Source organism: Gilliamella sp. B3892 (genome assembly GCF_026536305.1).
Classification (GTDB): Bacteria; Pseudomonadota; Gammaproteobacteria; order Enterobacterales; family Orbaceae; genus Gilliamella.
The window spans coordinates 36,120-52,013 of sequence record NZ_JAFNOK010000006.1; the positions used below are offsets into that span (position 1 = coordinate 36,120).

Annotated in this window: 18 protein-coding genes; 7 read left to right on the forward strand and 11 right to left on the reverse strand. The window is 37.2% G+C overall.

Annotation, left to right across the window (positions count from 1 at the left end):
- Positions 1 to 86 precede the first annotated feature (86 nt).
- Positions 87 to 590, forward strand: a complete 504-nt coding sequence (locus J3U74_RS07465) for a phosphatidylglycerophosphatase A (RefSeq protein WP_220218438.1) — start codon at positions 87 to 89, stop codon at positions 588 to 590.
- Between the two features lie 109 nt (positions 591 to 699).
- On the opposite strand, the gene nadK is transcribed toward J3U74_RS07465, so the two are convergent.
- Positions 700 to 1,578, reverse strand: a complete 879-nt coding sequence (gene nadK, locus J3U74_RS07470; protein WP_220218437.1) for an NAD(+) kinase — start codon at positions 1,576 to 1,578, stop codon at positions 700 to 702.
- Positions 1,579 to 1,731: 153 nt separating this feature from the next.
- Between nadK and grpE the strand changes: the two genes are divergently transcribed.
- Complete coding sequence (grpE, locus tag J3U74_RS07475) at positions 1,732 to 2,316, forward strand: nucleotide exchange factor GrpE (protein WP_267329451.1); 585 nt, start codon at positions 1,732 to 1,734, stop codon at positions 2,314 to 2,316.
- 39 nt (positions 2,317 to 2,355) lie between these two features.
- Here the strand turns inward: grpE and def are convergent, their stop codons facing one another.
- Positions 2,356 to 2,868, reverse strand: coding sequence for a peptide deformylase (gene def, locus J3U74_RS07480; RefSeq protein WP_220218435.1), 513 nt, complete (start codon positions 2,866 to 2,868; stop codon positions 2,356 to 2,358).
- A gap of 160 nt (positions 2,869 to 3,028) precedes the next feature.
- On the opposite strand from def, the gene dprA reads away from it, so the two are divergent.
- On the forward strand, positions 3,029 to 4,129 hold the full coding sequence (gene dprA, locus J3U74_RS07485; protein WP_267329452.1) for a DNA-processing protein DprA: 1,101 nt from the start codon (positions 3,029 to 3,031) through the stop codon (positions 4,127 to 4,129).
- A gap of 86 nt (positions 4,130 to 4,215) precedes the next feature.
- On the opposite strand, the gene rraA is transcribed toward dprA, so the two are convergent.
- From rraA to J3U74_RS07510, 5 genes are all read right to left on the reverse strand, one after another.
- Entirely contained in the window at positions 4,216 to 4,707 is a 492-nt protein-coding gene (rraA, locus tag J3U74_RS07490; protein ID WP_220218433.1) for a ribonuclease E activity regulator RraA, read from the reverse strand.
- Between the two features lie 88 nt (positions 4,708 to 4,795).
- Positions 4,796 to 5,698: a 1,4-dihydroxy-2-naphthoate polyprenyltransferase gene (locus J3U74_RS07495; protein WP_267329453.1), complete on the reverse strand. Its 903-nt coding sequence runs from the start codon at positions 5,696 to 5,698 to the stop codon at positions 4,796 to 4,798.
- Between the two features lie 94 nt (positions 5,699 to 5,792).
- Complete coding sequence (locus J3U74_RS07500) at positions 5,793 to 6,962, reverse strand: ABC transporter permease (RefSeq protein WP_267329454.1); 1,170 nt, start codon at positions 6,960 to 6,962, stop codon at positions 5,793 to 5,795.
- A 14-nt stretch (positions 6,963 to 6,976) separates the two neighbouring features.
- Positions 6,977 to 8,116 (reverse strand): ABC transporter permease, encoded by a 1,140-nt coding sequence (locus J3U74_RS07505; protein ID WP_220218430.1) that lies wholly within the window; start codon positions 8,114 to 8,116, stop codon positions 6,977 to 6,979.
- Entirely contained in the window at positions 8,098 to 9,069 is a 972-nt protein-coding gene (locus J3U74_RS07510) for an HlyD family secretion protein (RefSeq protein WP_294953566.1), read from the reverse strand. Before J3U74_RS07510 ends, J3U74_RS07505 begins: the two co-directional genes overlap by 19 nt.
- A 337-nt stretch (positions 9,070 to 9,406) precedes the next feature.
- On the opposite strand from J3U74_RS07510, the gene J3U74_RS07515 reads away from it, so the two are divergent.
- Positions 9,407 to 10,696, forward strand: a complete 1,290-nt coding sequence (locus J3U74_RS07515; protein ID WP_267329455.1) for an NAD(P)/FAD-dependent oxidoreductase — start codon at positions 9,407 to 9,409, stop codon at positions 10,694 to 10,696.
- Positions 10,697 to 10,916: 220 nt separating this feature from the next.
- On the opposite strand, the gene rnhB is transcribed toward J3U74_RS07515, so the two are convergent.
- The 4 genes from rnhB to fabZ are packed head-to-tail and all read right to left on the reverse strand — an operon-like array spanning position 10,917 to position 13,923.
- Positions 10,917 to 11,507, reverse strand: coding sequence for a ribonuclease HII (gene rnhB / locus J3U74_RS07520; RefSeq protein WP_267337967.1), 591 nt, complete (start codon positions 11,505 to 11,507; stop codon positions 10,917 to 10,919).
- Complete coding sequence (gene lpxB / locus J3U74_RS07525) at positions 11,501 to 12,655, reverse strand: lipid-A-disaccharide synthase (protein WP_267329457.1); 1,155 nt, start codon at positions 12,653 to 12,655, stop codon at positions 11,501 to 11,503. The genes rnhB and lpxB overlap by 7 nt, the downstream gene beginning before the upstream one ends.
- Positions 12,655 to 13,434 (reverse strand): acyl-ACP--UDP-N-acetylglucosamine O-acyltransferase, encoded by a 780-nt coding sequence (lpxA, locus tag J3U74_RS07530; RefSeq protein ID WP_220218425.1) that lies wholly within the window; start codon positions 13,432 to 13,434, stop codon positions 12,655 to 12,657. Before lpxA ends, lpxB begins: the two co-directional genes overlap by 1 nt.
- Before the next feature lie 42 nt (positions 13,435 to 13,476).
- Positions 13,477 to 13,923, reverse strand: a complete 447-nt coding sequence (fabZ, locus tag J3U74_RS07535; protein ID WP_220218424.1) for a 3-hydroxyacyl-ACP dehydratase FabZ — start codon at positions 13,921 to 13,923, stop codon at positions 13,477 to 13,479.
- 230 nt (positions 13,924 to 14,153) lie between these two features.
- Here fabZ and fkpA point away from each other — a divergent pair, with 230 nt between their 5' ends.
- Genes fkpA through tusC form a run of 3 tightly spaced genes read left to right on the forward strand, consistent with a single transcriptional unit; the run spans position 14,154 to position 15,721 of the window.
- Entirely contained in the window at positions 14,154 to 14,966 is an 813-nt protein-coding gene (fkpA, locus tag J3U74_RS07540) for an FKBP-type peptidyl-prolyl cis-trans isomerase (RefSeq protein WP_220218423.1), read from the forward strand.
- Between the two features lie 16 nt (positions 14,967 to 14,982).
- The gene (gene tusD / locus J3U74_RS07545; RefSeq protein WP_267329458.1) at positions 14,983 to 15,351 is read left to right on the forward strand and encodes a sulfurtransferase complex subunit TusD; all 369 of its coding nucleotides are present in this window, start codon (positions 14,983 to 14,985) and stop codon (positions 15,349 to 15,351) included.
- A 16-nt stretch (positions 15,352 to 15,367) separates the two neighbouring features.
- Positions 15,368 to 15,721 carry a sulfurtransferase complex subunit TusC gene (gene tusC / locus J3U74_RS07550; RefSeq protein WP_220218421.1) on the forward strand — a complete coding sequence of 118 codons (354 nt, stop codon included), beginning with the start codon at positions 15,368 to 15,370 and terminating at the stop codon, positions 15,719 to 15,721.
- Positions 15,722 to 15,894 lie beyond the last annotated feature (173 nt).

Genomic DNA, 15,894 nt, shown 5'->3' on the forward strand with positions numbered 1-15,894 from the left:
ATATTATTAGTGCTGGCTAAAGTTAGCTAAGCAAATTTTTTGCCGACCTCAAGTCGGCATAATTTTATCAACCGATTATCATCAGAATGACGAAACAAGCGCGCAATAAAGATTTTAAAAAATACCTAAAACTCACTAATCCAATTCATTTTTTAGCGGTCGGATTGGGTAGTGGGCTATCACCCATTATGCCTGGTACTATGGGATCATTAATGGCGATACCACTGTGGCTTTTATTTTGGGGTTTACAACCTGCTTTATATTGGGTTTTTATTTTAGTGACGTTTGTGTTTGGTTGTTATATTTGCCAAAAAACGTCGGATGATACCCATACTCATGATTCGGGTCATATTGTTTGGGATGAATTTGTCGGTATGTGGATAACGCTGTATTTCATTCCTCAATTTTCAATACTATGGGTGACGATTGCTTTTGTCGCATTTAGATTGTTTGATATGGCCAAACCTTGGCCTATTCGTTGGTTTGATAAGCGTGTGCCGGGCGGTTTTGGTATTATGGTTGATGATGTTATTGCAGCTATTTTTTCATCAATTACGGTATGGGTATTGGCTTATTTGCTAGCAAGCTAAATATTGCGAATATTTCATCTTTTATTTTAAACTAGCATGCTTTTCAAGACTTCCACAAACTGTTGCAAAGCTTTGTTATTATCGCTTTACAACAGTTTATCTAAGCAGTTCAAAACCTTTTTTGAGACCAGCCCAATTTACTTGAAAGATTATTAAAATAGTCATAATCTTTTGAATGTATTAAATTAAATTCATACGATGAACGGCGAATAATGACATCTTGCGTTGGTTTTACCGGTAAAATGATTTGGCTATCACAGGCAATATTAAGATCAAGCGCCGTTGTTGGAAATTTAAGTCGGATAGGATTATCACTTTTAATCACCAGCGGTCTAATAGCTAATGAGTGTGGAAACATTGGTGTAATAATCAGAGCATCTAAATGAGGTGCTAAAATCGGGCCTCCGGCCGATAATGAATAGGCGGTCGATCCGGTTGGTGTGGCAATAATTAAGCCGTCGGCTCGTTGTGAAAAAGCATTACGTTCATTGATATACACATCATAGTCAATCATATGGGCAACGGTATTGGGAGTGACAACAATTTCGTTAACCGCAAAACCGGAATTAATTAAGTGACCATTATCATAAATAGAGACTTCAAGTAAAAAACGTGGATCATCATCATACTTGCCTGCAATGACAGGTGTTAACTGTTCAATCACTTGATCATGTAAAATATCAGTCAAAAAGCCAAGATTACCACGGTTAACACCAATCACTTTAATTTTATAGTGCGATAAGTAACGAGCTGAGCGTAGCATATTTCCATCACCACCAACCACAATGGCTAAATCAGCTAACTGACCAATGGTATCGAGCGAAGCATATTCGTTGGCGGGAAACTGGCAATATTCCGCTAAGCGGTCTTCGACTAAAACACGAATACCAAGCTCAACTAGCCAATCATGCAACACTTGATGGGTTTGCATTGCTTCTATTTTACGTGGAAGCCCAATCAGACCTATACATTTAAATGGTGTATCCATAAAATATCCTAGTAATTAATGATATAAATTTTTATATTTTTTAATCGAGGGTTAAAAAAATAGTTATCAGCCGATCGATAAACTTGTAATAATAAAATTTGCCCCCATAATAACCGTAATTAACTAAGTTTTCGACTACATTTGGAGTACAGTATGACAGAACAAGATAACAATATGTCAGAAAATGAGACAAATATTGAAACCACAACGGAAGAATCAACCGAGCAAAAAACTGAATCACAAGCGAATGTTGAAGAGCAATTAAAAGCCAAAGATGCCCGAATTGCTGAGCTTGAGCAAGCGCTACAACTAGCGAAAAAGAACGAAAGCGAGGCAATGATTCGTGCCCGAGCTGAAATCGATAATGTTCGCAAACGTGTTGAACAGGATGTTGATAAAGCCCGTAAATTTGCGCTGGAAAAATTCTCAAATGAGCTTTTACCGGTAATAGATAATTTAGAGCGTGCATTAGAATCGACCGATAAAAACAATCCGGAACATCAAGCAACCGTTGAAGGTTTAGAACTTACTTTAAAATCTTTTTTAGATACTGTTAAAAAGTTTGGAATAGAAGTGATTAATACTCAAGATTCTCAACTAAATCCAGATGTGCATCAAGCGATTAGTATGGTTGAATCGCCGGAACATCAATCGGGTCAAATTGTTAACACAATCCAAAAAGGCTATACCTTAAATGGTCGTTTAATTCGCCCGGCAATGGTTATTGTTGCAAAATAAAAGTATATAAAAAAACCGCCAGTAATTATGGCGGTTTTTTTATTTGTTTCTTTGTTCTTCGCGGGTTAATTTTTTCATTTTTTGCTCAATTCGTTGACGCTTTAAAGGTGAAAGATAGTCAACAAAGAGCTTCCCTTTTAAGTGATCCATCTCATGTTGAATACAGATAGCTAGTAGCTCATCAGCATCAATTTCATAAGGATTGCCATGCCGATCAAGCGCTTTAATTTTTATTTTTTCAGATCTCGGGACAAATCCACGGCAATCGGGTATCGATAAGCAACCTTCTTCAATGCCTGTTTCACCTTCTTGACTAATCACCTCAGGATTAATAATCACATAGACTTGACTCTTATCTTCAGATACATCGATCACAATAATTTGCTCATGCACATCAACTTGAGTCGACGCTAAACCTATGCCATTTTCGGCATACATGGTTTCAATCATATTATCAATGATTGTTTGTAGTTCTGGGGTAAAATTAGTAACGGGCTTAGCAACTTTGCGAAGTCGTTCATCAGGAAAACGTAATACCGGTAAAATAGCCATAAATTGTTCGATCTACTCCTCAATTATCAATATTTTTCAGATTCTCACACATTGTAAACATTTATTATCACAATGAACAGTCCTTACAGGCTATTGGTAAGATATATCTTATCAATCCATATCAGGACACTGGTTTTTAACTGTTTCATAAAGGTTTATAATGACTAAATATGAATTCTTATTAAGAATTTCAATGCTTGGGTATGGAAAACAAGCAATTTTTGACAGAATAGGACAGCTTTTTGCGTGTGGTTTACCCAACATTATACAAGATGTCTCTTTTTTGTTAGATAAATTAAGATTAAATGACGCTCAATTAGTACAGTTTTATCAAACCTCGTATCTCCATTTTGAACCCATACTTGAATGGTTAAATTCTCCAACGCCACAAAAGCATCTTATTGCTTATTGCGATAGTGACTATCCATTACTATTAAAACAAATTTGTTCCCCACCTTTATTGTTATTTGTGTTAGGTAACCGGCAATTATTAAACTCTCCCCAACTGGCAATGGTCGGTAGCCGTGAGTATAGTGACTATGGCGCTCAATGGGGAAGATACTTTGCGGGTGAATTGGCAATTAATGGTTTGACAATAACCAGTGGTTTAGCGTTGGGGATAGATGCGATATGTCATCGAGGTGCGCTGGATGTATCGGGCTATACCATTGCTGTATTGGGAAGTGGCTTAGCGCAAATAGCACCAAGAACAAATTTAAATTTGGTTAATGAAATTTTAATGAAAGATGGCGCAATTGTGTCGGAATTCTTACCTTTTGAGAAAGCAAGATCGGTCTATTTTCCTCGCCGTAATCGAATTATTAGCGGATTAAGTTTAGGGACATTTGTGATAGAAGCCTCCGAAAAAAGTGGCTCATTAATTACTGCACGCTATGCACTTGAGCAAAATCGTGATGTCTTTGCCTTACCGGGCGATATCGATAATCAAAATTGCTCAGGAACCCATGCTTTAATTAAACAAGGCGCTTATTTAGTTAGTCAGCCAACCGATATTTTAGAGCATTATAGTGGTTATTTATCAACGATTAATCGACAAGCGAGCAGAAGCAATGGCGATAGTCACAATATTTTATATCCGGATATCTTTGCGGTAATTCGTCATCAACCTACACCGGTTGATATTATTGCCTTACTTGTTGATATACCTATTCCGGAATTAACCAGTAAATTATTAGAAATGGAATTAGCCGGCTTAATTATCACCGTTACAGGCGGATATATACGAAACCGAACAATTTAAGGCATCTCAATGCTGACAAAAGTTTTCAGAATTATCCTGTGTTTGAATATAAAAACCGCCGATTGTGATCGGCGGTATAATCAATTCTATTTTTCTTCAATTTCCAGTGCAATTTCAGAAAGGATAATACCGGTATTATCTGCATAAACAAAATCACCGGAAAAGAAGGTGACGCCACCAAAATTGACACGAATATCAATTTCGCCTACGCCCTGATCGTCCGATCCGACTGGAATTGCTGCTAGTGCTTGAATACCAATTTCAGCGTCAGCTAAATAATCGACCTGCCGTACCGCACCATAAACGATAATGCCTTCCCACTGATTTTGGATAGCAATATCAATAAGTTCAGCATCTATTAATGCTCGACGAACTGAACCACCGCCATCAATCACCAAAACTTTGCCAGCACCATTTGATTGTAAAACTTCGTATAACAAGCCGTTATCTTCAAAACATTTGACTGTTACAGCTTGACCTGAAAATGATGTTACCCCACCAAAATTACTGAAAATTGGTTCAACGACGTTAACATCTTCTGGGTAGTAATCGCAAAGAATAGAAGTATCAAACTCCATTATCGAGTCTCCTTTTGCTGTAATAATGAATTGTTTCTAGTATAACGCTAATATTGAGTGACACGATATTAAATTTCATAAACGTGAGCTAGCTCAAAATAATACCCAAACAATAAAGTAAATTTGTCAATAAAGCAAGTTTGACCATTTGAATTAATAACGGTGTAGCATCTTTTGCTTGATTAAATTTAAATACTGCATAGATATGTTGGATGTATAAAGGAAAAGTTAAGATAAATAAACTGCTCCAGATTGTCTTTAAATACAGATAAGCAAATAGACCAAGTAGACTTAATGCGCTAAGGATTAAACTTAAGTGATAGTATTTACCAAATGTTTTACCCCATAACACAATCAGCGTGCGTTTATGGTGAATGCGGTCGTTATCGGCATCGCGCAAATTATTGATATTAAGTACTGCAACCGCCAGCAAACCGCTACTTATGGCAGGTAAAATAATGGATAGTGATACTATTTTGGTTTGCAAATAGTCACTCCCCATTACACCGATTATTCCAAAGAAGATAAAAACCGACAGATCGCCAAGCCCAATATACCCATAAGGTTTTTTACCTATGGTATAAGTTATCGCCGCAACGATAGATAACAGCCCTAATAGTATAAAAATTAATAATTGGTAAATATCATTGCATGCCAGCAAAAGTAAGCAAAGGCCAGAAACAATACACAGCAAAATGTTAATTGATAAACCAACTTTTAATTGCCGAAGGCTAATTAAACCTAATTGAATTCCACGTTGATGACCAATTAGATTATCTTTGTCAGTGCCTTTAATGGCATCACCATAATCATTGGCAAGATTGGATAATATTTGTAGCAATGCAGCTGTTATGATAGTAAAAATCGTAACCGGTAGGTTGAACGATTGTTGCCAAAAAGCCAGAGCATTGCCTAATAAAACAGTTGATAATGAAAGCGCTAACGTCTTAGGGCGTAAACTAATAATCCACGGATTATATTTAATGTGCATACAACATGATATTTAAATCGATAAAAATAAGCAGTCATCATAACAATAATTGATATTAAATTCACGTTATAACAACTGCCGAATTAGCGCTCTATTACTTGCTTAAGCGTTTTGATGCGTTTGGTGACATTTTGGCTTTTTTGAAAAATCGTCTCACTTTTCCGGTACGTAATGCCGCAATGAAATAACCAAGTGAACCATAAATTACACCTAGCATTAAGATCATAAAGATATTAAACCAATTATCCGATAAGCTAAGCCCCATTTGATTGACGCCAGCAATCATGTTGGTTGCCCAAGTTGAAGGTAGCATTTTCGATACAAATTGTACCCAAAGTGGCATTGCATCGAGCGGCCAGATAGTGCCGGAGAGATAAAACACCGGTGTTGTCAAAAATGCTAAGGTAAGATAAATCATCTCTGAACGGCGCAAGCATTCAGTAAGTAACTTACTTAAACCTAAAACCGCAAGCAGCAGCGGAAACGTCATTATCAAAATTTCCAATATATTCGCCAGTTGCCTATAGCCCAGCACCCAAGGCCACAAACCGAATAGCACAATGGATAAAAATAACCAAATAGGTATCAAACCACATAGCGCACCAAAAATAGCAATGAAAGGCGGTTTACCTTGAGGTAAAGAGTGCAATGTAATATTGGTACGGGTTGAAGCAATTAAAAATGAGTGTTGCAATAACATCACTAGCAATCCCGGAAATGTAATGGCGGCAAAACTGATACCGGCATTATAAAGGGGCTGAGTTTGTCCTTTTATGGGCGATAAAATAATATCGATTTGTTTATCCGAAAATCCATTGGTACGCATGATACGGGTATTAAAATCGGTTAAAATTTGCTGATAAATACCTCTAATATCAACTTGTATTAAACCATTCGCTAAACGGCTCGAAGCATCGCCATAAGCCGGTATTGTGACCTCTTGACCATTTAAGATGTTTTTTTCAAAATCTCTTGGAATGGTAAAGACGGCAAAAAGTTTACGATTATTGATATCATCATAAGCTTGCAATGAGTTCTCATAAGTCAATACTTCGATTTTAGAACTGGTGTTTAATGAACGAATCAAACTACGACTGGTTGCACTATGATCTTGATCCACAATGGCTACCGGTAAATTAGTAATGGTGCCATTAATGTATACTAAACTCATCAATGAAACGGATATAAGTAGTAGCAACCACACAGGTCGCACTAACATATACATAAACGTTTTTAAAAATGAAGAAAAAAATATTTTAAGCATCTATCTTTTTCTCCTTACTGTGCGTGTAAACGCTTAACTAAGCGTTTTCTGACTAACACGGTAATTATTATTGGATAGATCATCAAAATCCCACAAGTTTTAAATATAGAGAGATAAGTCGAGTGCCGTAAGAAAAGATCGAACAGTTTATTAAGTGCATAAGTTAACGGTTCAAGTGATGAGATAAACCTCGCTATCCACGGCATTGATAATTCGGGCACAACAACACCGGAATAGGTTAAGGCTAATCCTACCAGTAAGCCGATAAAGGTGTAAGCATCAAGTGATGTTTTTGTGAAAGTAAAAAGTAAAATGCCAATGCTTTGCGCTGCAATGACATAAAAAAATACCACAATCATCATCGCAAATGGAGAGCCAGATACTCGTGCATCTGAAAACAGCACCAACATTGCAATTTCGAATATAAGTAGCATGGTATACCAAATGGTATAAGGTGCTAATTTGCCAAGCACAAATGGATAACTAAGACGAGTTCGCTTATGCAGTTGCGATAAAATATGAATGGTTGTTGTTACAACAAAAAGTTGTAACAGATGTACGACTGCGGAAAATTGCTGGAAGTACATTGAGTTACCGCTGGCGTTAAATAACCCGTCATAATTAAAATTCACTTTAGCAAGTGTCGGTACCGGTAAACCGATGCTGGTTGCCATCGTGGTTCGATATTGGGTATTTAATTGCGCAATTAAACCCGAATAATCCATAATCGAATATAACCCGGCACTATAATATAACGCATTGTAATAGAGCATAGGCGTAGGTTGGCGACCAGCTAAAACATCTGCTTCAAAATTAGAAGGGATATATAAAATGGCGTAAATTTTGGCTTTTTGTAAATCTCGCTCAGCATCAGCAAGCGCACTATCATAATTGACTAGATCGGCATGGGCACCGGCATTGAGATTACGAACTATTTCTCGCGATAATGCACTTTTATCTAGATCAACATAGCCGACAGGCAGATCATACAGTACCCCGCGATAAAAGATACTGCTGATTAAAACAAAGATAATCAGTGGCAAAATCCACATTAACCAGTGAAAGGTAAAACGCCTAAATATAACTGGTATCTCATCGTTAAAGGCGTCTTTAAAGCGGTGCCAAAAGTCAAAGGTTAGTTGTCTAATTTCCATAATGTGCTCATACCTGCACGCAAACCTTTGACAGGTGTTAATGGATAAAGTCTAACTTCGAATGTTTTCAGATCAAAGTCACCGGTGGCACGAGTTGCCCGTTTAGTTGCATAATCACCCATTGGCGCAATATAACGAATCTCCGCTTCGATTTCTTCATTACCTAGCGCAGGTACCTCGAGTTTAATTCGATCACCTTTATGGATATTTGGCATAATGTTTTCACGAAGGTTGAAAACAAAGTAGGCTTGCGGTAATCGAATCAATGTCAGTAAAGGGCTATTAGCATTAAAAAGTTCACCAACTTCAGCAGGAATTGATCCTACCTCACCATCGACAGGCGCTTTAACGATTAAGTCGTCGTACTGAATTTGTAATTGCTTGAGCTGCTCTTGTGCTTCTTTTAATTTAGCATCATAAATTTGCCGTTGTTCAATACGGTCGCCGTTTTTAGCTTGATCTAAATTAGCTTGTGCTGATTGGACTTGTTGAAAGGCAGCATCGCGGGTTTTTAATGCACTATCTAACACCGATTGTGACACAAACCCCTTAGTAGAAAGGGCTTTATTACGGTTATACTCTCGATTTGCATTATCATAAGCAACTTTAGCCTGTTCAACTAAAGCCTCATAATAGCGCATACTTTCTTCACGGGTACCATGCTTAGAAAGTTCTACCTGCGCTTGTGCTTGATCCCGGGCTGCTTCAGCGGCTCTAACTTGCGCTAAAAGTTCGGGACTATCGAGTGTAATTAAAATATCGTTTTGCTTAACATCATCACCACGATTAACATGGATCAGTTGTACTCGCCCTTTAGCTTTTGAGGCAATGCTAACATTAGGCGCATCAACTTCGCCCTGCAATATAAGCTGGCTGTTGTGAGCACGTATTAAAATTGTCATCGAAATCAGAATAACAATTAATGCAATTATAATAAAAGTTTTTTTATTCATAAATTTGTATAAGTGACAATAATTAGATAAGGCCTAAAGAACTAGGAAAATTGTATGTAAGATTGATTCAATATACGTCAGTTATGATTATTATACCATACGAATAGTGCTTTATTTAAACAATGAAAGCTACATTTATGTGGCAAAAAAGAATATATTGGTACTATTAACATCTAATACATTTTAGTTATTCTATGTGAGCATTAAATAAATTTCAATAATTGTAAACCAACATTTTAATAGATTTTATTTATGAATATTATCAGTCAAAAGAAATAGATAAAAACCTACTTATTTAGTATGATATTTTTTAATTGAAAATTATAGGGTTTGTAATATGGAAAAAATAGTTATTATTGGTGGCGGAGCAGGCGGTTTAGAGCTAGCCACAGACCTTGGTGATAAATTAGGTAAACACAATAAAGCGCAAATTACTTTAATTGATAAAAATAGTTATCATCTTTGGAAACCTTTGTTACATGAAGTTGCAACAGGGGGGCTTGATGAGCAAGTTGATAATATTTATTATGCATCCCAAGGGCAACAACACTATTTTCAATTCACTCAAGGTACCTTCACCGATCTTGATCGTGACCATAAACAGATCAAAATTACTGATATTAACAATCAAACTGATACTATCGATTATGATATTTTAGTAGTGGCTATTGGTAGTACGTCCAATGATTTTGGTACGCCGGGCGTGAAAGAGCACTGTATCTTTTTAGATGACCAAAATGCGGCAATCAAATTACGTGAAACCTTAGTATCAAAATTCACTCGTTTTTGTTCGATCATTGATGACAAAGATTCCACTGAGCAAGAAAAAATCCGTATTGCCATTGTTGGTGGTGGGGCAACCGGTGTTGAATTAGCCTCCGAATTACCACACATGGTTGAAACTTTTGGTGCTTGTGGTCGTAATAAGATGTGTTCAGATCTTTTGGATGTATCCGTCATTGAAGCTACCGATCGCATTTTACCAGCCCTACCTGAAACTACTGCATTAAGTATCACTAAAACTTTAGAAAGCCGTGGAATTCACGTGTTAACTAAAACGATGATTACGAAGGCTGAAAGTGATGGTTTTTATCCAAAAGACGGTCAAACGATAAAAGCCGATATTATGATTTGGACAGCCGGGGTTAAAGCGCCAGATTATTTAAAAGAGATTGCAGGCTTAGAATCGAGTCGCTCTAACCAATTAGTGGTTAAACCAACATTACAAACGACCCGCGATGATAGCATTTTTGTGATTGGTGATTGTGCTTATGCAATGCAGGAAAGCGGTCGTGCTTCACCACCTACTGCGCAAGCGGCACACCAAATGGCAAAAATTTGTTATGAAAACATCGTTAATCTACTGAATAATCAACCATTAAAATCATTTAAATATACTGATAATGGTACTATTATCTCGTTGCACGATACAGCGCAAGGCGTGATTAAGCTAGGTGGCAAGAGTGAAATGAGTGTAAAAGGGTGGTTTGCGCTAATTATTCATCGATTGTTATATCGAATGCATCAAGCAAGTTTACTCGGTATTTTCAAAACGATCCGTTTTGCTCGAGCGAGTAAATTTATGTACAAAACAAAATCGACATCGATTTTCAGCAATCGGGATTAGTTATTTAAAGACGACTAACAGCTATTTAAAACTATATTTAAGTGGCTGTTTTATTTTGTATTATTATGATTAATTAAAGATTTTAAGCTGTCACTTACTAGTAGTAAAACAAAAATCAAACGAAGGCTATGGTAATAAGATAGCCTAGCAACAAACCGTCCTTTCACTCGCTTCGATGTTTCATTCACACTATTTATCACTGTTATCCGCGCAGGTAAGCTTACAGCATGAGTAGCTTTTTAATTGGCGCAAAGCTTTTTCGGTATAAGTGATTCACGCCATGCGTTTCAATTGCAACCAAATGAGATTTGGTTGGATAACCTTTATGCTGTGCCAGCCCATATTGTGGATATAATTTGTCTAATTCAACCATTTCACGATCACGAGTCACTTTCGCAAGAATCGACGCAGCGCTAATTTCAGCAACAAGTAAATCGCCTTTAACGACAGCTTGTGTTTGAATACCAAATTCAGGACAACGATTGCCATCCACTAAAACATAATTGGGTTTGATTTTTAAACCAGACACCGCCCGTTGCATAGCCAGCATAGTGGCATGAAGAATATTAAGCTTATCAATCTCATCGACTGATGCCCGAGCAACACTCCACGCTAATGCATTTTGCTTGATAATATCAAATAAAGCTTCACGTTTTTTTTCTGTCAGCTTTTTAGAATCGGTTAATCCCTCTATCGGTTTATTTGGATTTAAAATCACAGCAGCAGTAACAACATCACCACAAAGTGGGCCTCGTCCAACTTCATCAACTCCGGCAATTAAAGTGGCATCAGGGTAGGTAAATTCTAACAACAAGGGGAATCCTCTAATACATCAAGTACAGCTTGGGCTGCTTGTTCATCAGCATTACAACGAATTTGCTTATGTAAAGATAAGAATGTATTTTTCAAATCGGCATTATCGCTTTCTAAATAAGGAATAATATGGTTGGCAATATTTTCTGGGGTACAATCATGTTGTAATAGTTCCGGCACAATCTGTTTACCCGCTAAAATATTGGGTAACGAAACATAAGGTGTTTTGATCAGTTTTTTAGCTAACCAAAAAGTGAAAGGTTTCATTTTATAACCCACCACCATTGGGCACTTAGCTAGCATACACTCTAAAGCCACCGTTCCGGAGGCTAATATGGCTGCATTACTGGCAATCATCGCTTCACGAGCATGACCATCGAGTAATTGTACTTCAAGTTGTGGCGCTATTTGGGCTTTTATCTGCTCAAACTCCTGTCGCCTTTTAGCATTCACTAACGGTACAACAATATGTAGATCAGGATAACGCTCACGCAATAGCTGGGCAGCTTGTAAAAATGGGGCTGACAATAAGGTCACTTCAGTATGGCGACTACCGGGCAGTAAAGCTAAACAGCGGCCAGTAGGGGCAATACCTAATTGTTGACGCATTGCGATTTGATCTGGCTCAAGCGGGATATCATCTGCCATTTTGTGACCAATAAAGCGACAAGGCACGTCAAACTTATCATAGAAAGCTTTTTCAAAGGGTAAAAATGCCAGTATTAAATTGGTATTACGTTTAATTTTAAAAACACGTTTTTGTTTCCAAGCCCAAACTGACGGACTAACGTAATGAATTGTTTTAATGCCCGCTTGTTTTAATTTTCCTTCTAAAGAAAGATTAAAATCAGGTGCATCAATACCGATAAAGATATCCGGCTTAAGCGCAATTAATCGTTTAGTGATATCCTTGCGAATAGCTAAAATACGGCGTAATCTCCCTAATACTTCAACAATACCCATTACCGATAATTCATCCATTTCATACCATGCTTGACAGCCTTGCGCTTGCATTAAAGGGCCGGCAATACCGACGAAATGAATATTAGGATGATGTTGTTTAAGAGAACGGATTAAACCTGCACCGAGGATATCGCCAGAGGTTTCTCCGGCGACTAAAGCGATAGTTAACGGTTTATTGGTCATTAACGAATAATGCCACGTGTTGAGCGGCTAAAAAAGTCGACAAAAAGTTGCGCTTCGGGATGATGTTTGGCAATTATCTCAATTTCAGCTTTGGCATCATCAAAACTTAATCCATTTCGATAAAGTGCCTTATAGCTGTTGCGTATTGCTTGCAACGCATCTTTACTAAAACCACGACGTTTTAGACCTTCGTAATTTACGCCATGTGGTGTTGCATGATTACCTTGTGCAATGACGTAAGGGGGAACATCTTGTGCAACGCCAGAACAGCCACCCACCATAACATGTGATCCAATCACACAAAATTGATGTACAGCTGTCATACCACCAATAATTACATGATCATCTAAATGAACATGCCCACCAAGGGTGGCATTATTCGCTAAGATGCAATGATCACCAATAATACAATCGTGAGCAACATGGGCGTTAATCATCAGTAAATTATCGTTACCGATACGTGTTAATTCGCCACCTTGAACCGTGCCACGATGAATTGTCACACTTTCACGAATCAAATTACGATCGCCAATAATAGTCCGAGTTGGTTCGCCACGATATTTTAAGTCTTGGTTAACTTCGCCAATGGAAGCAAATTGATAGATTTGATTATCTTTACCAATTTGAGTATGACCATTAATAACCACATGCGATTTTAAAAAAGTCCCATCACCAATTTCAACATTTTCACCGATATAACAAAAAGGCCCAATTTTGACATTATTGCCAATTTTTGCCCCTTTTTCTATCACTGAACTTGGATGTATTTCTGCTGCCATAACCGTTCCTTAATACTGTTTTGGGATATCTTTAAATCGAAGTTATTTACGAGCACACATCATTTCGGCTTCACAAACTAACTTACCGTCAACAGTTGCAACTCCATGGAACAAGGCAATACCACGACGCTCTTTAATATATTCCACATCAAGCATAAGCTGATCACCTGGCACAACCGGGCGTTTAAAACGTGCTTTATCAATTGAAGCAAAGTAATAAAGCTGGCCTGGTGAAAGCTCTTCAATACTTTTAAAGGCTAAAATTCCGGTTGCTTGAGCCATGGCTTCTAAAATTAAAACACCCGGGAAAATAGGTTTATTTGGGAAGTGACCCTGAAAGAATGGCTCATTAACCGTAACATTTTTAATGGCTTTTAATGTTTTACCTTTTTCATAACTAATAACACGATCAACCATTAGAAATGGATAACGGTGAGGTAATAAACTGATGATTTCTTCAATATCAAGGGTATTAAGTTCGGTAGTCAAAATAGCTATCCTTATATATTATTTTCAATAAATTTTGAACATTATAACTGAGGATCCCGCTATCACTCAAGGATGATTTCAACCACAAGGCTTTGATTGATTAAATCGCTGGAAATAATATTGGTATCTGGTATTTAAATAAATGATTTGTAAATATTATTTTATAAAGTTTTAATTCATATATAATGTTGTGAATAATAACAAAAAACCATTTAACTCGGAGAAGTAAAATGAAATCATTGATTAAAATGACTTTAATAAGTAGTGCAATGGTATTTGCATTAGCCGGCTGTAATGAAAACGAAAATGCATCTACTGGCAAACTTACCATTTCGACTGATGCACAAAAAGAGTCTTATGCGTTAGGCTCCTCTTTTGCAACCTATATGAAAGATAATTTAGACCAAAACGAAATTCAAACAGATTTAGAATATTTAATCGGTGGTTTTGAAGAAACCTATCGTGGCGCATCACAACTTTCAGAAGATGAAATTAAAAAAACGTTAAACGCATTTCGTGAACGTGTTGAAAAAGAGAGCAAAGCACGTTTTGAAAAAGAAAAAACTGACAATACCGCCGCTGGTGAAAAATTCCGTCAAGAATTTGCTAAACAAAAAGGTGTAAATCAAACTAAGTCTGGATTACTTTACCAAATTATTAAAGAAGGCAATGGGCGTCATCCAACCGCTGATGATAGCGTAATTGTTCACTATGTAGGAACATTAACCAACGGTCAGAAATTTGATAGTTCTTATGATCATGGCGAAACGGCAACATTCCCATTAAAAGCGGTAATTAGTGGTTGGACTGAAGGCATTCAATTAATTGGCGTTGGCGGTAAAATTAAGTTAGTTGTTCCACCTGAATTAGCTTATGGCGATCAAAAACGGGGTGGTCAAGGAGACAAACCGGGTATCGGACCAGCATCGACACTTGTATTTGAAGTTGAATTACTCGGCATTGATGGCGATGATTCTCAGCAAAGCATTCAACCGTTAGGGCATGAAGAAAAAGTAAAACCTTCAGCTGAACCACAACAATAACCCGTGGTTAACGAATTTGGTTAACGCTTTAAACTATACACTTGTCATTTTGGGTCCTGCTTATGGGACCCAATCAGCTTATTGTGCTTATCAATTTGCACAAGCTCTACTGGCTCATACTCCACACCGCATTGAAAATATCTTTTTTTATGCAGATGGTTGTTACAACGCAAACCGTTGTACCGATCCAGCTAGTGATGAGTTTGATTTAGTTAACGCATGGCAACAATTAGCAAAAAAATACGCTATTCGATTAACGGTTTGTGTTGCTGCTGCACAACGGCGAGGTATTACTGAAGATAATCTTGCTGACTATTTTGAATTAACCGGACTTGGCGAACTGGGCGAATCAATAGCCGAATCAGATCGTATGATTCAATTTTAGGTTAAGGTCATATTCAATGAAAAACGTTGCAATCATTATTAGCTCGCCACCTCATGGTAACGCTAAAGGCAGAGAAGCACTTGATGCCGCCTTAGCCCTGTCTGCAATTAACCATATATCGGTTATATTTATCGATAGTGGTATCTTTCATTTATTGACAAATCAATCGCCTGAACAAATTTTGATGCGTGATTATATTGCGACATTTAATATGCTTGAACTTTATGATATTGAAGATGTTTATGTAGACCAATCTTCACTTAAAGCAGAGCATCTAACTGATATTACGTTAAATATTCCCACTCAAATTATTGATAGGTCAACGTTAAATCAACTACTTGCTAAGCAAGATATGATTTTACGTTTCTAATTGATATTTATATTGAAAACCGGATTTGATCTGCAACCTCTATACTGACTAAATAAATTAAAACAGTCGCAAGCGATTTTACCAACGGTAAATATTTACAAAGGTACAATGAATTTTTGTGGGCTGGTTAGATAAAAAAGCCCACCCTATTTAAAGTTAAGCGAATAGAGTGG